The following is an 18,329-nucleotide window of genomic DNA, read 5'->3' on the forward strand; positions in this document are numbered from 1 at the left end:
GTCATCCATCCCGTACGACGATGGGCCGCTGATCACGGGGCGCCCGGGGCCCTGATGCCAGGCATCGCGGATCGCTATTTCCGCCGCACCCCGTGCGCTGCCTAGCGTCGGTGACACGCCACCCATCCCCGCGAGGAGCACCCGTGCCCGACCGACTCCCCACCCATACCGGACCGTTCGCGCTCGGCACCTTCGCAGCCGACGGATTCGGCGCCTTCCCGGGCCTCGTCGTCGGGCGGAGAGTACGCAGCCTCTCCGATCTGGCGCCGTCCGTGCGGGCGGTCGTCGAGGACTGGGACGCCCTCTTCCCCCGTCTGGAGCTCCTCGCCGTCGAGCCGGACGACAGCTGGTACGACCTCGCCGACCTCCGCGTCCTCGCCCCCGTCGAGCCCGGCCAGATCCTGCAGAGCGGCGCCAACTACCGCAAGCATGTGGTCGATCTGGTCGCCGCCGAGAAGGAGAGCGTGCACGGCGCCACACCCGAGGAAGCGCGCGCCGACGCCGAGGAAATGATGGACGAACGGATCCGCAGCGGCGTCCCGTACGTCTTCCTCGGCTCGCCGCGCGCGATCTGCGGCCCGTACGACGACGTGGTGCTGCCCGCGCTCGGCGAACAGCACGACTGGGAACTCGAACTCGCCCTGGTCATCGGCAAGTCGGGCAAGAACATCCCCGCCGAGGAGGCCATGGAGTATGTCGCCGCGTACACCATCTGCAACGACCTCACGACCCGCGACCGGCTCTACCGGCCCGACCTGAAGGCCATCGGCACCGACTGGTTCACCGCCAAGAACGCCGACACCTTCCTTCCGACCGGGCCCTTCCTGGTGCCGGCCGCCTTCGCCGGGGATCCCTCCGACCTGCGGATCACCCTGCGCCACAACGGAGTTGTCCGGCAGGACGAGTCCACCAAGGACATGATCTTCGACATCCCGAGGCTCATCGCGTACGTCTCCACGACCACCACCCTGCTCCCCGGCGACCTGCTGCTCACCGGCTCCCCGGCAGGCAATGGAGCGCACTGGGGTGTCTTCCTCAAGCCCGGGGACGTCGTGGAGTCGGAGATCACGGGCCTGGGTCACCAGCGCAACACCGTCAGGAGCCACGCATGAGCTTCCAGCCCATCACCCATCTGCGCCATGTCGACCTGGCCGTACCGGACTTCGCCACGCAGCGCGCCTTCTACGGCACCACCTGGGGCCTGACCGAGGTCGCGAACGACAGCGGTATCGCGTTCTTCGCCGCCGAGGGCAGCCCCGAGCAGTACATCGTCCGGATCCGCGAGGACGAGCGGAAGCGGATGGACCTGGTCGCGTTCGGCGCGGTCTCGCCGGCCGCCGTGGACGAGCTGCATGTACGGCTCGGCCGGGCAGGGATCCAACTCATCGGCGAACCAGAGGTGTTGGACACCCCGGGCGGCGGATACGGCTTCCGTTTCTTCGACCCGGACGGGCGTGTCGTCGAGGTGTCCGCGGACGTCGAGACCCGTACCCATCGCAGGATCGAGGAGCGCGAGGCGATCCCCGTCCGGCTGTCGCACTGCGTGGTCAACTCCCAGGACCCGGAAGGGCTGCGGGACTTCTACGTCCAGCACCTCGGGTTCCGGCTCACCGACACCCTGTACTCGACGCACATGGGCGACCTCATGTACTTCCTGCGGTGCAGCCCCCTGCACCACTCCTTCGCCATCGCGCGCGGCCCCCATGTCTCCCTGCACCACGCCTCGTTCGAGATGCGCGGGGTCGAGGAGTACATGCGCGGCACCGGGCGCGCGCTGCGCGCCGGGACCCGCCTCACCTGGGGGCCCGGCCGGCATCTCGCGGGCGACAACACCTTCGCGTACTTCCACGACCCGCACGGCAACACCGTCGAGTACACGACCGAACTCGCCGTACTCGAAGAGGACTTGTGGCACCCCGGCCGCCATGACGTCGACGATCCGGTCACCCAGGACCAGTGGGGCACCGCCGACCCGATGAGCGAGTCGGTCGCCAAGGAGCAGTTCAACGACCCGGACGTGCTGTTCGTCGCTCCGCCGGTCTGATCCGACTACCCCGCAGAAGGGCCGCAGTTGTGGCAACGATAATGAAGCAGGCCGTCCCGAAGGCCGAGGTCACCGCCTCGCTCGACCAGGTGCGCGAGACCGTGACGGGCGTCATCGCGGACGTCCGCGAGCGCGGTGACGCCGCCGTGCGCGCGTACTCCGAGAAGTTCGACAAGTGGAGCCCCGACTCCTTCCGGCTCTCCGCCGAGGAGATCGAGAAGATCGTCGCCTCGGTCCCGCAGCAGGTGATCGACGACATCCGGTTCGTGCAGGACCAGGTGCGCTCCTTCGCCCGCCACCAACTCGACTCCATGGGCGAGTTCGAGGTGGAGACACTGCCGGGCGTGCGGCTCGGGCAGAAGCACATCCCGGTGCGGGCGGCGGGCGCGTACATACCCGGTGGCCGCTACCCGCTGACCGCGTCCGCGCACATGACCATCGTGACGGCGAAGGTCGCCGGCGTCCCGCGCGTCGTCGCCTGTACGCCGCCGATCCACGGCGAGATCCCGGCGGCCACCGTCGCCGCCGCGCACCTCGCGGGCGCGGACGAGATCTGGCTGCTCGGCGGGGTGCAGGCCGTCGCCGCGATGGCCGTCGGCACCGACACCATGCGGCCGGTCAACCTGATCGCCGGGCCCGGCAACGCGTACGTCGCCGAGGCGAAGCGGCAGCTCTTCGGCGAGATCGGGATCGACCTGTTCGCGGGCCCGACCGAGATCCTGGTCCTCGCCGACCAGGCCGCCGACCCCTTCGTCTGCGCCGTCGACCTGCTCTCCCAGGCCGAGCACGGTCCTGACTCCCCGGCCGTCCTCATCACCACCTCCCGGGAGGTGGCCGAGAAGACCATCGCCGAAGTGGAGCGCCTCCTGCCCGGCATGCCCACGCGTGACTTCGCCGGGCCCGCCTGGCGCGACCACGGGCAGGTGCACGTCGTGGACACCGTCGACGAGATGTACGCGCTCGCCGACGAGTTCGCTTTCGAGCACGTGGAGGTCCTGACGGCCGAGCCGCGGCTGGCCCTGACACGCATGTCCCAGTACGGCGCTCTCTTCCTCGGCGAGGGCACCTGTGTGTCGTTCGGCGACAAGGTCATCGGGACGAACCATGTGCTCCCCACACGTGGTGCCGCCCGCTACACCGGCGGTCTGTGGGTGGGGAAATACCTCAAGACGGTGACGTACCAGGAGGTCACCGACACCGGGTCGCAGGAACTGCTCGGCCGGCTGTGCGGGCGCGCCTCGCGTGTCGAGCTGTTCGAGGGACACGCCCGCTCCGGTGACGTACGGGCCGCGAAGGCCGCGGGCGACGAGTTGCCCTGGAACGGCGCATGACACTGCGCGGGCGTACGGCGCTGATCACGGGCGGCGGCGGACCGCTGGGGCGGGCCTTCGCGCTAGCCCTGGCGGGATCCGGCGCCAAGGTGATCCTCGTCGGCAGGAGCGAACAGGCGCTCGCGGACGCGGCGACCCGCGTGGTGAAGGAGGGCGGCCGGGCTCGTACGGCGGTGTGTGACGTCTCCGATCCTGAGTCGGTGAGCGCGCTGGCCACCGAACTCATCGACGAGGACGTCTCGTTGCTCGTCAACAACGCTGGCGTCGCGGGCCCGGTCAAGCCGCTCACCGACATCGATCCGGACGAGTGGGACGACGTGTTCGCGGCCAACGTACGCGGGGTGTACCTGCAGTGCCGGGCCTTCCTGCCGCCGATGATCGAGGCCGGGCACGGCGACATCGTGAACATTGCATCCGTGAGCGGCAAACGGCCGCTGCTCAACCGGACCCCGTACACCGCGTCCAAGATGGCGCTCCTCGGCCTGACCCGGACACTGGCGGGAGAGGTCGGGCCGTACGGCGTCTCCGTCAATTCCCTTTCCCCGGGCCCGGTTCGGGGCCCGCGCATGGACCGAAACTTTCGTCTGACCGCCGAGCTGACCGGCACCACCGTCGAGGCCGCCGAGCGGGACTTCGCCTCCCGCGCGGCCCTGAACCGGCTGGTGGAGGAGGACGAGGTCGCCCGGGCGCTGGTGGCGATGCTCGCCATGCCGGGCTTGTGCGGAGCGGACATCGATCTGTCGGCGGGGATGATCGCACCCGCCTGACCGGATGCTCCAACCCGACGGCGGGGCGGGTGACTTCGGTCGCCCACCCCGCCTTTCCGCATGCCCTGTGGACACTCTGTGTGACCGCCATGAAGCGGGCGGCCCGATCCGAAGCATCGGGCTCCGATATGCGTGCGCACGGCTCCTGTTCCCCGGTGTGCAGGGCTGATTCACTCCCTCGTGCGCACCTTCGGTGCCTCGGCCCGAGCCCTCGCCACCCTGTATCCGGCGGCCGGCCGGTCACCCTGCGCGACGGCGTACTCGAACCCTCGGAAGGCATGCAATGACGCTGATCACCCGACGCTCGATCCTGATCGCAGGCACCGCCACGGCCGGCGCCCTGCTGGTTCCGGCGGCCTCGGCCACCGCCGCGCCGACGAGAATCGCGTCCGGCACGAAGATCTCGGTCGGCTCCGGCGAGACATACGAACTCTCCACGACCACGCGCGTGAGCGAGCTGTCCATCGCCGAAGGCGGCAGGATCACCGCGCCCGACGGCTACAGCGTCACGCTGACCGTCGACGGTGTGGAGACCGGCCAACTCCTCACCGAGACGGGCGGAACCGAGACGCTCATCTCGGCCGGCACGTATCGAGGTGCCGTCGTCCTCACTGTCGCGGAGGCCAACGCGGTGACGTACGAGACCCTCACGTTCCCGTTCCGGCAGGCCGTCTACGTCGGCGCCGACGGCGTGGTGACCGCGAAGTCGGTCCTCAGTAGCGTGCGCGGAGGCAAACTCACCAACACCCTCGCCAAAGGCGTCGCCATCACCTCGACCGGCGAGTGCTTTGACGGCGTCTTCGTGCAGAACGCCAGTTATACGCTCCAGAAGCCCGTCATCTCCCTGACAGGCAACGGCCGTTGCGACTTCGCGGGCTACGGCGCCGCGGTCGTAGGCACCGGCTCGTCCACCACGCTCGTCGTGGACGGCGCCCGGATAGCGACCAAGGGCGTGGTCCGCACCACCGTCATCGCCAACGACGGCGCCAACGTCATCGTGAAGAACTCCGAGCTCCGGGCGAGGAACGGCGTCCTGCCCGCCGACTACCAGGCGACCGTGGAGACCCCGTACATGGAGTCGGTGCCCTGGATGCTCGGCCTCGACGGCAACGTCCGCGCCACCAACCTGATCGGCGCGAACACCAAGGCCACGTACATCAACTCCTCGGTGTTCTCGGAGACTTGGGGAGCCCTGTCGGTGGAGGGCGGTCGCGGCCTCCAACTGACGGCGATCAACAGCAGTGTCGGCAACACGGGCACGTACGGCTACGGCACGTACGCCATCGGGGACGCCACTGTCCGGGTCCTCGGCTCGCGGTTCGACGTCGGCAGCTACGCGACGATCATCGCGGGCCCCGCCGCTTCGGTCCACTACGGAGACAGCACCAGGACAGCCGTTGCGGAACTCAACTCCTCGCTCGGACTCGGGCTGAGCGCAGCCGAGTTGGCCGCGCTCCCGGTCCGGAACACGGTCGTCAACTCCGGCCACTTCGGCTACATGTTCTTCGGCGCGGGCACGCTGAAGCTCGACGGTGGCACGGTCGTGAACTCCGAGAAGGCCACCTTCCTCAACAAGGGGCAGCAGACCGCGATCACCGTGGACGGCTCCGGCGGGGCCCGGCTCAACCCGCGCAACGGGATCATCCTGCAGATGATCGAGCTCGACGACCCGGGCCCGGTGAACGTCGACGGCAAGATGCTCAACACCGGCGTCTACACCGAGCCCACGGGCGACCCGACGAAGGACTCCGCCTTCGACGTGACCGCCGTCCACACCGCCGACGGCGCCGCCACCTTCAGCTCCATCGCCCTGAAGGGCGACTTCTACAACGGCATGCGCAAGGGCAAGAACATGCTCCTCACCTTCGAGGACTCCACCGTCCAGGGCGTCATCTCGGCGACCGGGGCCAAGCACCACGTCAGCACGATCGACGCCTCGAACTTCTACGAGCTGGGCGAGGTCACCAACACCGTGCAGCCCGCCGTCAACAACGGCGTGGTCGTGCAGTTGAACAGCGGCTCGGCCTGGACGGTGACCGGCACGTCGTACCTGACCAAGCTGGCCCTCGCCGCCGGCGCGGCCGTGCGGGCGCCGCGCGGCAAGTCCGTGACCATGACGGTCGACGGCACGGCGACCGCCGTCGAGCCGGGCGGCACCTACTCCGGGGCGATCGTCCTGACCGTTCAGTGAGCGATCTCTGACGCCCCACGGGGGAGCCCGGCATCCCACGGGATGCCGGGCACCGGTCTGCGCCGGGCTATCGGCCGAGGTCGAAAATCCCGTACGCGAAGCCTTCCGCGGCGACGGTCCCGCCGTCGACCCGGACGCCGGACACCTCCAGAGGCCGTGGCGCCACCGGGATGTCGTACGCGTAACTCACGGCATTCCGCTGCGGATTGACGACGACGAGGTACCGCCCGCCCCGTACGTACACGAACGGGTAGCCGGCATGCAGGACCTCCACCGAGCCGCCGGAGCCGAGTTCCGGTGTCGCTGTGCGCAGGGCGATGAGGCGGCGTACGAAATGGAGCAGCGAGGTCTCGTCGGCACGCTGTGCCGCGACCGTGGGGCGGGCGGGCGCCGGATCGAGCGGGAGGTAGAGACGGTCGGCCGGGGCGGTGGAGAAGCCCGCGTTCGGGCCGTCGTCCCACTGCATCGGGGTGCGGGAGCCCGCGCGGTTGTAGCGCGGGCCCAGCACGCTGCCCTCCTTGTCGGGGAGGCCCGGGACGTAGCGCATGCCGATCTCGTCGCCGTAGTAGATCGCCGGAAGAGTCGGCCAGGTGAGCTGGAAGGCGAAGGCGGCGGGGAGCTGTTCGGCCGTGCGGGGGCCGCAGTTGAGGCGGGAGAAGTCGTGGTTGGCGGTCGGGAGGGAGATGAAGCCGCTGTCGGCCACGGCGGCCGACGCCTTGCGCCAGGCTTCGACGAACAGGCCCGGCGTGCCCTGGCCGCTCGGGTCGAAGAAGCAGTCGAGCGGGTCCCAGGACTCGTTGACCGTGCCCTCGCTGTTGCTCCAGAGCGACCGCAGCGCGCGACCGTCGGTGGGGCCGCCGAACTGGAGGAAGAAGTCCGTGTGGAAGCCCGCCGGAATCGACACCTCCGGCTCGCCCCACTCCGAGAGCAGCACCGCGTCCGGATGCGTGTCGTCCAGCCAGTGGCGCAGCTCCGTCCAGATCCTGGCCGTCTCGGTCTTGTCGGGGTCGTCCTTGACGAGCGACGCGGCCATGTCGACACGGAACCCGGACAGACCGAGCCCCAGCCAGTGGTCCATGACCGCACCCAGAGCCGCACGGTTGGCGCGCGGGCCCTCGGCGTCGACCGGCTGACGCCAGGGCTCGGCCGGATTCTCCTGCGCGTAGCCGAAGTTGAGGGCGGGCTGAAAGGCGAAGAAGTTCGGCAGGTAGGCGCCGGGGCGGGTGCCGGGGGAGTCGACGAAGCCGTCGGGGCGGCCTCCGTCAGGACCCTCGGCCGCCCAGATGTACCGGTCGTCGGCCGGGTCGTTCGCCGAGGCCGTGAACCAGGGGTGCTGGTCGGAGGTGTGACCGGCCACAAGGTCCAGCAGTACGCGGATGCCGTGGCTGCCCGCCTCGTCGACGAGCTTGGCGAGGTCGTCGTTCGAGCCGTAGCGGGGCGCGACGTTCAAGTAGTCGGAGACGTCGTATCCGGCGTCCCGGAACGGTGAGACGAAACAGGGGTTGAGCCAGACGGTGTTGACGCCCAGCCACGCGAGGTGGTCGAGGCGCTCGGCGATTCCGTCGAAGTCGCCGATGCCGTCGCCGTTCGAGTCGGCGAACGACTGCGGATAGATCTGGTAGAAGACGGCGTCGGCCAGCCAGCTGGGAGCGGGGCGGAACGAAGTCATGAAGTGGACCTTAGACCGGCGCGTGAGGCACGCGCTGCCCCTATGCTGAGCGCGATGTTCACCCCGCAAGGTCCCACCCTCCGCGAACTGGCCGTGCAGGCCCTGTCGTCCGTCGAGCACGGCTACGACCTGCTCGCACCGAAGTTCGACCACACCCCGTTCCGGACACCGGACTCGATCCTCGATGCCGTGGCAACGGCACTGGACCGGATCGGCCCCTTCGACCGTGGACTCGACCTGTGCTGCGGCACCGGCGCGGGCATGGAGGTGCTCCGCGAGCTGTGCCGGGAGAGCGTCACCGGGGTCGACATCAGCGCGGGGATGCTGACGGTGGGGCGGGGGCGCGTGGATGCGGCTCGCGCGCGGGAGCGCGGCGAGGCCGAAGTGCCGGGGCGTGGGGAAGCCGAAGTGCCGGGGCGTGGGGAAGCCAAGGCGCCGGAGAATGGCGGAGCCAATGCGCCGGAGCGTGGCGAAGCCAAGACGCCGGGGCGTGCGCTTCCCGACGGCGCGCCGCGTGTCGGATGGGTGCGCGGTGACGCCCGTGCCCTGCCCTTCGCGCCCGTCTTCGACCTGGTGGTGAGCTTCGGGGCGTTCGGCCATTTCCTGCCGCGTGAGCTGCCGGGGCTCTTCGCCGAGGTCCACTCCGTGCTGAGGCCGGGCGGGCGCTTCGCGTTTCCGATCATGGCTCCGCCCCGGCCGAGCTCGCCCGCGTACTGGGCCCTGCTGGCCTTCGACCTGGTGATGCGGGTGCGCAACGCTGTCTGGCGTCCGCCGTTCGTCATGTACTACCGGGCGTTCCGGCTCGACGATGTACGCCGGGAACTGGAGCGGGCCGGGTTCGAGGTCGAGTTGCACGCCCTGCCCGAGTTCGGCCGACGCCCGGACGACAGCCCGCGGTGCCGGATGGTCGTGGCCACGCGGGTAAGCGGTCCGACGTCCGCGTAGGTACCTCAGCTCAGGTCGACTGGTTGGAGCGCACGCTCGCCTTGGTGAGGGTTTGGTTTTCCAACTCTTGAGGCTATAGTGAGTCTGCTTTTCAAACTTGCTGAATCGAGTTCTCAAACTTGATAACTCGAGCCCCATACGGAACCCGACCGTGCGAGGAAACGCGATGAGGGCCTCACCACCGGACAGCACGCACGCCACGAGCGACGCCGTGGCCCGTATAGACCCCCTGTGGTGGTCATGGGCGGGCGCACATGGCGGACACGTCGCGGCGGCGGCGCTCTCCGCCGTACGGGATCGCGCGGCCGCCGCAGGGCAACACCCGGCACGCACCCTGACCACCCACTTCCTGGCCCCGGTCGACGCACGCCCCCTGCCGCTCACGGTGACCGTGCCGTCGGCCGGGCGCCGTGCCTCGACCTGCACGTTCACCGGACAGCAGGACGGGAGGCCGGTGCTCGTCGGCTCGGCGGTGTTCGGTCCGGGCCGCCCGGGACCCTCGTACGAGAGCAGCACCGCGCCCGCTGTGCCGGGAGCGCCTGACTGCCCGCCCCTCGACCTGCCCGTGGGTCTTGCGCCCTTCGCCAAACAGGTCGAGATACGCCCCGCCACCGAGGACCTGCCACTCGCCGGAGGTGAGAAGGCCGAACTCGTCGCCTGGGTGCGGTTCGCCGACGACCGCCCCCTGGACGCGGAGGCGGTCGTCACCCTGACCGACGTCCTGCCTCCCGGCCTCTACGCGCACTGGCGCACCCCGCGCCCCGTGCCGACCGCCGAGCTGACCGTCCACTTCACCGACGCGCTCGACGACGGTGCCCCTCGCGGCTGGACCCTGGTCCGTATCCGCACCGAACAGGCAGGCAGCGGCTGGGCCGTCGACGACAGCACGGTGTGGTCGGCGGACGGCAGGCTGCTGGCCCTCGCCCGGCAGGCCCGGGTCGTCCAGAGAGCTACTGCCCCCGTACGGGAGGCTTTGTGAACATCACCCGAGCCACGGGGTGACGCAAGGCGCCGCAGCCGCACGCTTCCTGTCGCGGACCTCACGGCTCCGCCCGCCACGTGCCCCCCAGGGCCAGCGCCACCGCCGCGTCCGGGCCCAAGTCGTGGCCCTCGCGCACGGCTTGGGCGAAACGGATGTCCCCAAGGTCCGCGCGCAGCAGACGGGCGTACTCCCGGCGGAAGACGGTCGTCTCGGAGTGACCGAGCCGCGGAAGCCCGGCGGCGTACCAGAGGCGTCTGCTGACGCCGAGGAGCCGGGCGGCGAGCTCCGGCTCGCCCCGGTAGGCCTCCGCGACCACCAGGAGATCGGCGACCGCGGCGGCACCCAGCCGGTCGTTCATCCGCCACTTGGCGGCCAGCGCCTCACGTCCCGCCCGCAGCGCCTCCTCCGGGTGGCCCAGGCCGATCCGGGAGAGCGACACGAAGAAGTCACCCCAGGCCCGCATCCACAGTTCACCGCGTGTCGCGCAGTCCGCGCTCAGCCGCTCGGCCACCGTCGCGCACCGCTCGAAGGCGCCCTGGCCGGCCAGCAGGTACGCCTGCACGGCGAGCGTCAGCAGCTGGAAGAACTCCGCGCCGCCGCCACCCCCGGGCCCCTGCGGCGCACTCCCGTACAGCACGGCCGAGCGCGCCGACTCCCCGCGCACGGCCAGGCTCGCACCGGTCAACGGGAGAGCGGGTACCGACAGTTGACGTTCCTCGGCGAGCCACACATACGCGGCGCTCACGGACTCCGCGGCATCCAGATCGTCCGGTACGACGGTGACCAGGCGGTGTGTCCAGATGGCGAGCGTGTACTCGGGGCCGCCGTCGCTCTCCCGGAGCAGTGCCCGTTCGAGATAGCCGCGCCCCTCCTCGGCGAAGCCGCAGGCGAACCAGAAGTACCAGAGGATTCCCGCGAGTTCGAGCGCGGTCTCCGGTTCCGGCGCAGCCAGGCACTCCTCCATCGTGAGCCGCAGATTCGCGTGCTCCGCGGTGAGCCGCTCGGCCCACATCCGCTGTCCGGGACCGAGCCACTCGGCCTCGCCCTGCCGGGCGATCCAGCGGAAGTAGTCGCGATGGCGACGGCGTACGGCCTCCTCCTCGCCGAGACCGCTGAGCCACTCGGCGCCGAAGGACCGGACCGTGTCGAGCATCCGGTAGCGCACCGCCGCGCTGTCGCCCTCACGCGTCACGATCGACTTCTCGGTGAGCGACGCGAGCAGCGCGAGAATCTCCTCGGCGTCCAACGGGCCGCCATGGCACACGAATTCGGCCGCCTCCACGTCCCAGCCGCCGGCGAAGACCGACAGCCGGGCCCAGAGCAGCCGCTCCAGCGGGGTGCACAGCTCGTGGCTCCAGCCGATCGCCGTACGCAGTGTCTGATGCCGGGCGAGCCGCGGCCGGGCAGGCGAGACCAGCAGCTCGAAGCGGGAGTCCAGGCCCTCCAGGAGCCGGTCGAGAGGGAAGCCGCGCAGGCGTACCGCCGCCAGCTCCAGGGCCAGCGGAATCCCGTCGAGACGGGCGCACACGGCGGCCACGCCCGCCCGGTTGGCGTCGGTCAGCGCGAAGGACGGCACGGCCGCGGCGGCGCGCGTCGCGAACAGCGCCACCGCGTCGTCCCGTTCGCCGAGCGGCAGCGGCGCCACCGTCAGCAGATGCTCGCCCGGTACCCCCAACGGCTGCCGGCTGGTGGCCAGCACGTGCAACTCCGGCACCCTCGCGAGGAGTTCCTGTACCACCCGCGCGCATTCGTCGAGTACGTGCTCGCAGGTGTCGAGGACGAGCAGCAGCGGGGCCTGGGCGAGATGCTCCGAGAGCGCCTCCAGGAGCGGCAGCAGGGTCTGCTCGGCCAGCCGCGTGGCCTGCGCCACGGCGTTGGTGAGCAGACCCGGGTCCTGCAGCTCCGAAAGCTCCACGAGCCACACCCCGCCCGGAAAATCCTCCAGCGCGAGGTCCGCCGCCCGCAGCGCGAGCCGTGACTTGCCGACACCCCCGGGGCCCGTGAGAGTGACGAGACGGTTGGTGTCCAACAGACCGGAGACAGCGGCGAGTTCGCCCTTCCGTCCGACGAAGGCGTTGGCCTCGGCGGGCAGATTGCCGGTCCTGCCCTTGCGTACTGAGGCCGCCATCGTTCCCCCTCACCCGACCGGATGGCGGTCACCATAACCCTCTGACGCGCGGCCCGCTTCCGGCGTAGCGTGGATGGGTCCCAGCACACCAATCCTTGGGGGGTGCGGGAGATGGCCGTAGTACCGGCACTGCGAGTCGTCGGGCAGATGCGTTCCGGAGACCATCTGCTGCTCGGCTACGACACGGACGAGGAGCGGGAGACCGTACTCGCCGCATTCCTCCTCGACGGACTGGCCAGCGGGCAGCGCGGGCTCGTGCTGACCCCGGGAGAGATTCCCGCAGGGCTTGCCCTGTCCTTCCTGGAGGCGCACGGCTGCGCCGTGGACGACGAGATCGCCGCCGGAGGGCTGGCGGTCGACCCGCATCTGGCCACGCCCGAAGGACTGTGGGATCTGGACGAGGTGATCCGCCGCGAGGCGCGCCGCGCGGTCGGCGACGGCTTCCTCGGCCTGCGCGTCAGCATGGAGGTGCTGCGCGGCGGGGCGGACAAGGGGCTGAAGATGCTGCACGACAGTGAGCTGCTCCTCGACCCCGTCTTCGCCACCCTGCCCGTGCTCGGCATCTGTCAGTACGACCGACGCGTGTTCGACGAGGGCGACTTGGCCCGGCTCGACGGACTGCACCACGGCCGGGTCGCCGCCGACCTCGTCTGGCAGGACGACCTGCTCTCCATCACCCGCACCTTCGCACCCCCCGGACTGGCCCTCGCAGGGGAGATCGACGACACGAACGTCACCGCGGTCGCCCGCGCCCTGCACGACGAGACGGCCCGCGCCCGCGCCCGCACCGCGACCGGCATCCGCGCCCGACTCGACCTGCGTGACCTGAGCTTCGTCGACGTCGGCGCCCTGCGTCTGCTGGTCTTCTCGGCACTCGGCCTGTACGCGGGCGGCGGCACCCTCGTCCTGTACGGCGTCGCCCCGCATGTCCAGAGGGTGATGCGGGTGACCGGCTGGGACCGCGTTCCCGGCCTGCGTCTGGAACAAGGAGAAGAAGTGCCATGACCCGCACCGGGTTCGTCCACCAGGCGCTCTGCTACGGCTCGGACGACGAATTCCTCGAAGGGACCCTCGAGTTCACCCTCGACGGCCTGGACTCGGGCGACGCCGTCCTCGCCGTCGCCAAGGACCACAACATCACCCTCCTCGAATCAGCCCTCGGCACTCGCGCCCACGACGTCGAGTTCGTCGACGCCGACGACTGGTACCGCTACCCCTCCCGCACCCTGGGCCAGTACCACGCGTACTGCGCGGACCACGGCACGGACCGCCGCGTCCGCATCATCGGCGAACCGGTCTGGACCGGCCGCACGGAGTTCGAGGCGCGCGAGTGGACGCGTTACGAGTCGCTGCTCAACGTCGCCTTCGCCGACTCGGGCCACTGGATCGTCTGCCCCTACGACACCCGGACCGTCCCCGCCGACATCGTGCACACGGCGACCCGCACCCATCCCGAACTCGCCCTCGGCGCCCGTATCTCGGCCTCCAGCAGCCGCTACACCGCCCCGGCCGACTTCTACGCCGAGTGCGACGCCGCCATCCCCCACTGCCTTAAGGGCGTGGGAGGTACCCCCATGGCGGGCCGCCTGCCCGACGGCGCCGACGACATCCCCTTCGGTCGCGGCCGGTCGGCGGCCCTGCGTGCGGCCGTCGCCGCGTACGCCCGCCTCTCGGGAATGCCCGAGCAGCGGACGTACGACATGGTCGCGGCCGTGCACGAGGTGGTCGCCAACGCCGTGCGGTTCGGCGGCGGGGGAGGTGTGCTGCGGCTGCGCAGCGACCCCGACTACCTGATCTGCGAGGTCGCGGACGACGGCGCGCACAACTCCCCGGCGCCCGCGCGGTTCCCCGGTCATCTGCCGCCCGGAAAGCGGGCCGCGGGCGGCCACGGGATGTGGGTGGTACGGCAGTTGAGTGACCTCGTCGCCGAGGATCTCGGGCCCGCGGGCTCCACCGTACGCGTGTACTTCCGCCGCCCCGGAGACCTCACCCCGCGGCCGGCAGCGTGAACTCGTAGACCAGGGCGTCCTGTTGGGCATTCACCACGAGGTCGGTGATCTCCAGCGGGCGGTCGTACTGGTCGTGGACGCGCCGGGTGACCAGTACGGACCGGGGAAGCTGGGTGATCGAGTCCCGGTGGTGCAGGGTCAGCCCCGCCTTGCGCATCCAGTCGTAGGCGCGCCTCAGTTGGGCCGACGCCGTGCCGTCGGCCCGGTCGCGGTAGCGGGCCAGCTCCTCGACCTCGGTCACCGCGACGGCGGAGAAGGAGGTCACGGCCGTACGCAGTCCGCTTCCGTCCGCGGCGGCCGACTCGTAGCGGTGCACCAGCGTCGGCCGGCGAGGGGCGAGCCCCAGCGCGTGCGCGTGTTCCGGTGGGGGAGCCTCCCAGGTCACGGTGGTCCGGTGGACGGTGCACGGTTCGGTGGTCTGTGCCCCGACGGGGAAGTCGAGGGACGGGACGTGTTCCGCGGTGCTGCCGGGCAGTGTCGCGTGACTGCCGCGCCGGTCGGTGGAGACCAGACCGCCGCGCCGCAGCATCTGCAGTGCCTGCCGAACGGTCTCGCGGCTCACGCCGAACCGGTTGGCCAACTCCCTTTCTCCCGGCAGGCGTTCACCGGGTGGAATGGTCCCGTCGCGCAGATCGCCGAGCAACTGCGCGGCGATCTGCGAATAGCGGGGCTCGTGGTCGGACGGGTGGACGGTGCGGGCCATGTCCGCGCCCCTCCTGAGTGGTGACGTACGTGGTGACGAAACGTAGCCGTGCGGGCTCACTGCGCGACCAGATCTAAGCATTGGTCTAAACCACCAGGGAAGAGCGGCCGGGCAGTTCGGCCGATTTCAGCCCGCACCCCCGTGCGGCGCGGGAGTGTTCAGAGCGCGCTGTACAGGGCGTCCACAAGCGCCATCTTCCTTGGGTCGTCGGCGATGTGCGGGCCCATGCGGTTCATGACGTACCCCAGGGAGATGCCCGCCTCCGGGTCGGCGAGACCGCAGGATCCGCCGAAGCCGTCATGTCCGAAAGCCCTCGGGTTGGGCCCGTACGAACCGTTGGGCCCGCTCAGCCACAGCCCGAGCCCGATCTCCGTCTCGTACTCGAACCCGGCACCGAGCACCAGGTCGCGACAACTGCCCTGCCCCTCGCGCACCCGCTCGGCGGCCTGAGGTGAGAGCACCTCCCGTGAGCCGTACGAGCCACGCCCGGCGAAGATCCCGTACAGCGCGGCGATCGCGCGGGCCGTGCCGTGGCCGTTCGCGGCCGGGATCTCGGCGGCCCGCCACTGCGGCGTGTTGGCCTCGGTCGCGCCGACAATCGGATTGGTGAGAGCCGCCAGCGCGGCGGGCGCCAACTGGGCGTAGACCGCCGCCTGTTCACTGGTCGGAGCGGCCCGCGGGTGCACCAGCTCGGCCGCCCGCCCCGACTCCTTCTCCGGCAGCCCGATGGTGAAGTCGATCCCGAGCGGACCGGTCACCTCCCGCTCCAGGAACGCACCCGGCAGCAGCCCGGAGACCCGACGCACCACTTCACCCACCAGATGGCCGAACGTGATCGCGTGATAGCCGGACCGCGACCCCGGCTCCCACCAGGGCTCCTGTGCCGCGAGGCGCTCGACGGTCAGCTCCCAGTCCAGCAGCTGCGCGAGCGTGTGCGGCTCGCGGAGTCCGGACAGCCCCGCGCGGTGCGACAGCAGGTGCCGTACGAGCACCGACTCCTTGCCCGCCGCCGCGAACTCCGGCCAGTACGCGGCCACCGGGGCGTCGAAGTCGAGCAGCCCGCGATCGGCCAGGATGTGCGCGCACAGGGCGGTCGGGCCCTTGGACGTCGACCACACGTTGACCAGGGTCTCGCGCTCCCAGGGCCGGGTGCGTGCCGCGTCCGCCCAGCCGCCCCACAGGTCCACCACGCTCTCGCCGTCGAGGGTGACCGTCACCGCCCCGCCCAGCTCGCCGCGGTCGCTGAAGTTCTCCTCGAACGCGGTGCGCACCGCCGAGAAGCGTGTGTCGCAGTGGCCTTGAACGTGCGGCGCGTGCTGGGACATGGGACCTCCGTTGCCCGTAGAGAAGCCCGGAGTCGGATCCGGGCCGGCTGAAACATACCGCTGGAACGTACCGACTGGTCGGACTGGGCGGAAGCGGTCGCACCGCATTCGTCATCGCGTGATCTCCCGCAGGCCACCCAACACCCCTACAGTGCTGGCCAGTTGACCGAACAGACGCAGGAGGCATGGGGACAATGCGGAGACACGTGAAAGTGCTGGCGCGGACCGGGATCGCCGTGGGCACAGCGACCGTGCTGGCCCTCGCCACGGGACCCCAGGCGACGGCCGCCGACCTGTCGTACTCGTCCAGCACATCCGTGGGCGTCCACAACGCCTACGAGAAGACGAAGTACCCGTACTTCGCCGACGCCCTGGACTCCGGCGCCGGAATGCTCGAACTCGACGTGTGGACCAATGTGTTCGGGGCCTCCTGGCGGGTCTCGCACAGCAACCCCCTCGGCAACGACAACAACTGCGTGAACGCCGCGAACGCCTCCGAGCTGCGCGCCAAGGCCACCAACCGCGACCTCGGCGGCTGCCTCGCCGACATCAAGGCCTGGCACGACGCGCACCCGGGCCACCGCCCGATCCAGCTGAAGATAGAGATGAAGGACGGCTTCCTGGGCACCAGCGGCCGTGGTCCCGCCCAGTTGGACGCCCTGCTCACCTCGAAGCTCGGCGACGCCCTGCTCCGCCCCGCCGATGTCGTCGGCTCCCACCCCGACCTCGACACCGCCGTCCGCGCCGACGGCTGGCCCGCGCGCTCGGCCCTGGCCGGCAAGTTCATCGTCGAACTGATCCCCGGCACCGTCGAGGAGGGCAACCCCTTCGACACGCTGTGGACCGACCGCGAGTACGCCACCTATCTGCGCGACCTCGCCGCCGCCGGACGCCTGCGCGAGGCGGGCGCCTTCCCCGCCGTGCACAAGGCGGCCACCGGCGACCCCCGCACCCGCTACACCGACGCGACGATCCGCCCCTGGCTCGTCGTGTTCGACGGCGACGCCGCCACCTACGCGAACGGCACGATCGACACCGCCTGGTACGACGACCGGCACTACCTCGTCGTCATGACCGACGCCCAGAACGTGCCCCCGGCCATCGACGGCACCAACCCCACCCAGCAGCAGGCACTCGACCGGGTCGCCCTGCTGGCCGGGCAGCACGCCAGCGTCGTGTCCGCGGACTGGTACCCGCTGCCCGCAGTCCTGTCCACGGTCGTACCGCGGGGGACGGCGGGCTGAGACCTACCCGGCCGCGAGGTGGGACAGCCAGCTCAGCTTGGCCGCCTCCTGGTAGGTTTCGCCGCCCTCGTGGTCGTTGAAGTCGTACACCTCGATCGTCTTGTCCTCGGTCGCCCACGCGTTGAACGCCGCGAACACCGTGGAGGGCGGGCAGGTCTGGTCCTCCAGGGCGACCGAGAAGAGGGCCGGCGCCCGGCCGCGCGCGGCGAAGTGCACGCCGTCGAAGTAGGAGAGCGTGCGCAGCACTTCGTCGGTGCGGCCGCGGTGCGTCTTGAGGAAGTTGCCGATCTCCCGGTACGGGTTTCGGTCCGTCAGCGTCGCGGCGCGGGGGAAGTCGCACAGGAACGGCACGTCCGGCGCGATCGCCGCCAGGTCGGGGACCAGGCCGCCCACCGCGATCGTGATGCCGCCGCCCTGGCTCCCGCCCACGACCGCCGTGCGCGCCTCGTCGACCAGAGGATGTGAGCGGGCCGCCTCCACGGCGCGCACCGCGTCCGTGAACACCCGGCGGTAGTAGTAGTTCTCGGGGGCGTCGACACCACGGGTCATGTACCCGGGGTACGCGGGCCCGCTGCCCACCGGATCGGGGGTCTCGCCGCCGCCCCAGGCGCTGCCCTGGCCGCGCGTGTCCATCACGAAGTGCGCGAAGCCCGCCGAGGCCCACAGCAGATGCGTGTGCGGAAGGCCGCGTCCGCCGCCGTACCCGACGAACTCCACGATCACGGGCAGCGGCGAGTTCGCCCAGGCGGGCAGTGTCAGCCAGCCCTTGACCGGGTGCCCGCCGAACCCGGCGAACGTGACGTCGTACACCTTGACGGTCTTGAGGTGTGTCTCGACCGGCTCGAAACGGGCGCCGAGTTCGTGTTCGCGGGCCTCCTGGAGCGTCTTGGCCCAGAAGGTGTCGAAGCCCTCGGGCTCGACGGACGCGCTGCGGTAGTCGCGGAGTTCGTCGAGGGGGAGGTCGAACAGGGCCATGAAGGACCACCTTTGG

At 70.7% G+C, this 18,329-nt stretch carries 15 protein-coding genes; 10 read left to right on the forward strand and 5 right to left on the reverse strand.

Features of this window, described 5'->3' with window-relative positions; all coding sequences use genetic code 11:
* Nucleotides 1-143: 143 nt before the first annotated feature.
* The 5 genes from OG266_RS42280 (at nt 144) to OG266_RS42300 (ending at nt 6,333) form a co-directional block, all read left to right on the forward strand.
* Complete coding sequence (locus OG266_RS42280; protein WP_371552167.1) at nt 144-1,112, forward strand: fumarylacetoacetate hydrolase family protein; 969 nt, start codon at nt 144-146, stop codon at nt 1,110-1,112.
* Nucleotides 1,109-2,044: a VOC family protein gene (locus OG266_RS42285; protein ID WP_371552168.1), complete on the forward strand. Its 936-nt coding sequence runs from the start codon at nt 1,109-1,111 to the stop codon at nt 2,042-2,044. The genes OG266_RS42280 and OG266_RS42285 overlap by 4 nt, the downstream gene beginning before the upstream one ends.
* Before the next feature lie 29 nt (nt 2,045-2,073).
* Nucleotides 2,074-3,375 carry a histidinol dehydrogenase gene (hisD, locus tag OG266_RS42290; RefSeq protein WP_371552169.1) on the forward strand — a complete coding sequence of 434 codons (1,302 nt, stop codon included), beginning with the start codon at nt 2,074-2,076 and terminating at the stop codon, nt 3,373-3,375.
* On the forward strand, nt 3,372-4,142 hold the full coding sequence (locus tag OG266_RS42295; RefSeq protein ID WP_371552170.1) for an SDR family NAD(P)-dependent oxidoreductase: 771 nt from the start codon (nt 3,372-3,374) through the stop codon (nt 4,140-4,142). The genes hisD and OG266_RS42295 overlap by 4 nt, the downstream gene beginning before the upstream one ends.
* A gap of 283 nt (nt 4,143-4,425) precedes the next feature.
* Complete coding sequence (locus tag OG266_RS42300; RefSeq protein ID WP_371552171.1) at nt 4,426-6,333, forward strand: hypothetical protein; 1,908 nt, start codon at nt 4,426-4,428, stop codon at nt 6,331-6,333.
* Between the two features lie 67 nt (nt 6,334-6,400).
* On the opposite strand, the gene OG266_RS42305 is transcribed toward OG266_RS42300, so the two are convergent.
* Nucleotides 6,401-8,002 carry an alpha-amylase family glycosyl hydrolase gene (locus OG266_RS42305; RefSeq protein ID WP_371552172.1) on the reverse strand — a complete coding sequence of 534 codons (1,602 nt, stop codon included), beginning with the start codon at nt 8,000-8,002 and terminating at the stop codon, nt 6,401-6,403.
* A 54-nt stretch (nt 8,003-8,056) separates the two neighbouring features.
* Here OG266_RS42305 and OG266_RS42310 point away from each other — a divergent pair, with 54 nt between their 5' ends.
* Complete coding sequence (locus OG266_RS42310) at nt 8,057-8,947, forward strand: class I SAM-dependent methyltransferase (protein ID WP_371552173.1); 891 nt, start codon at nt 8,057-8,059, stop codon at nt 8,945-8,947.
* Between the two features lie 166 nt (nt 8,948-9,113).
* Nucleotides 9,114-9,926, forward strand: a complete 813-nt coding sequence (locus tag OG266_RS42315; protein ID WP_371552174.1) for an acyl-CoA thioesterase — start codon at nt 9,114-9,116, stop codon at nt 9,924-9,926.
* 61 nt (nt 9,927-9,987) lie between these two features.
* Here OG266_RS42315 and OG266_RS42320 read toward each other — a convergent pair whose 3' ends face one another.
* The gene (locus OG266_RS42320; RefSeq protein ID WP_371552175.1) at nt 9,988-12,057 is read right to left on the reverse strand and encodes an AAA family ATPase; all 2,070 of its coding nucleotides are present in this window, start codon (nt 12,055-12,057) and stop codon (nt 9,988-9,990) included.
* 111 nt (nt 12,058-12,168) lie between these two features.
* On the opposite strand from OG266_RS42320, the gene OG266_RS42325 reads away from it, so the two are divergent.
* Both OG266_RS42325 and OG266_RS42330 read left to right on the forward strand, forming a co-directional pair.
* Nucleotides 12,169-13,062, forward strand: a complete 894-nt coding sequence (locus tag OG266_RS42325; protein WP_266469910.1) for an MEDS domain-containing protein — start codon at nt 12,169-12,171, stop codon at nt 13,060-13,062.
* Entirely contained in the window at nt 13,059-14,066 is a 1,008-nt protein-coding gene (locus tag OG266_RS42330) for an anti-sigma factor RsbA family regulatory protein (RefSeq protein ID WP_371552176.1), read from the forward strand. The genes OG266_RS42325 and OG266_RS42330 overlap by 4 nt, the downstream gene beginning before the upstream one ends.
* On the opposite strand, the gene OG266_RS42335 is transcribed toward OG266_RS42330, so the two are convergent.
* Both OG266_RS42335 and OG266_RS42340 read right to left on the reverse strand, forming a co-directional pair.
* A complete protein-coding gene (locus tag OG266_RS42335; protein WP_371552177.1) occupies nt 14,044-14,769 on the reverse strand; it encodes a GntR family transcriptional regulator in 726 nt (241 codons plus the stop codon). The two genes, OG266_RS42330 and OG266_RS42335, sit on opposite strands and share 23 nt — an antisense overlap.
* Before the next feature lie 158 nt (nt 14,770-14,927).
* A complete protein-coding gene (locus OG266_RS42340) occupies nt 14,928-16,094 on the reverse strand; it encodes a serine hydrolase domain-containing protein (protein WP_266469915.1) in 1,167 nt (388 codons plus the stop codon).
* A gap of 185 nt (nt 16,095-16,279) precedes the next feature.
* Between OG266_RS42340 and OG266_RS42345 the strand changes: the two genes are divergently transcribed.
* Nucleotides 16,280-17,338: a phosphatidylinositol-specific phospholipase C domain-containing protein gene (locus OG266_RS42345; protein WP_371552178.1), complete on the forward strand. Its 1,059-nt coding sequence runs from the start codon at nt 16,280-16,282 to the stop codon at nt 17,336-17,338.
* A 3-nt stretch (nt 17,339-17,341) separates the two neighbouring features.
* Here the strand turns inward: OG266_RS42345 and OG266_RS42350 are convergent, their stop codons facing one another.
* Nucleotides 17,342-18,313 (reverse strand): acetylxylan esterase, encoded by a 972-nt coding sequence (locus OG266_RS42350; RefSeq protein ID WP_371552179.1) that lies wholly within the window; start codon nt 18,311-18,313, stop codon nt 17,342-17,344.
* Nucleotides 18,314-18,329 lie beyond the last annotated feature (16 nt).

Source organism: Streptomyces sp. NBC_00554 (assembly GCF_041431135.1).
Lineage (GTDB): Bacteria > Actinomycetota > Actinomycetes > Streptomycetales > Streptomycetaceae > Streptomyces.

Coding starts and splice junctions, on each gene's coding strand:
- OG266_RS42285 (WP_371552168.1), top strand. CDS start 1,109: ATGAGCTTCCAGCCCATCACCCATCTGCGCCATGTCGACCTGGCCGTA.
- OG266_RS42295 (WP_371552170.1), top strand. CDS start 3,372: ATGACACTGCGCGGGCGTACGGCGCTGATCACGGGCGGCGGCGGACCG.
- OG266_RS42300 (WP_371552171.1), top strand. CDS start 4,426: ATGACGCTGATCACCCGACGCTCGATCCTGATCGCAGGCACCGCCACG.
- OG266_RS42305 (WP_371552172.1), bottom strand. CDS start 8,002: ATGACTTCGTTCCGCCCCGCTCCCAGCTGGCTGGCCGACGCCGTCTTC.
- OG266_RS42310 (WP_371552173.1), top strand. CDS start 8,057: ATGTTCACCCCGCAAGGTCCCACCCTCCGCGAACTGGCCGTGCAGGCC.
- OG266_RS42315 (WP_371552174.1), top strand. CDS start 9,114: ATGAGGGCCTCACCACCGGACAGCACGCACGCCACGAGCGACGCCGTG.
- OG266_RS42320 (WP_371552175.1), bottom strand. CDS start 12,057: ATGGCGGCCTCAGTACGCAAGGGCAGGACCGGCAATCTGCCCGCCGAG.
- OG266_RS42325 (WP_266469910.1), top strand. CDS start 12,169: ATGGCCGTAGTACCGGCACTGCGAGTCGTCGGGCAGATGCGTTCCGGA.
- OG266_RS42330 (WP_371552176.1), top strand. CDS start 13,059: ATGACCCGCACCGGGTTCGTCCACCAGGCGCTCTGCTACGGCTCGGAC.
- OG266_RS42335 (WP_371552177.1), bottom strand. CDS start 14,769: ATGGCCCGCACCGTCCACCCGTCCGACCACGAGCCCCGCTATTCGCAG.
- OG266_RS42340 (WP_266469915.1), bottom strand. CDS start 16,094: ATGTCCCAGCACGCGCCGCACGTTCAAGGCCACTGCGACACACGCTTC.
- OG266_RS42345 (WP_371552178.1), top strand. CDS start 16,280: ATGGGGACAATGCGGAGACACGTGAAAGTGCTGGCGCGGACCGGGATC.
- OG266_RS42350 (WP_371552179.1), bottom strand. CDS start 18,313: ATGGCCCTGTTCGACCTCCCCCTCGACGAACTCCGCGACTACCGCAGC.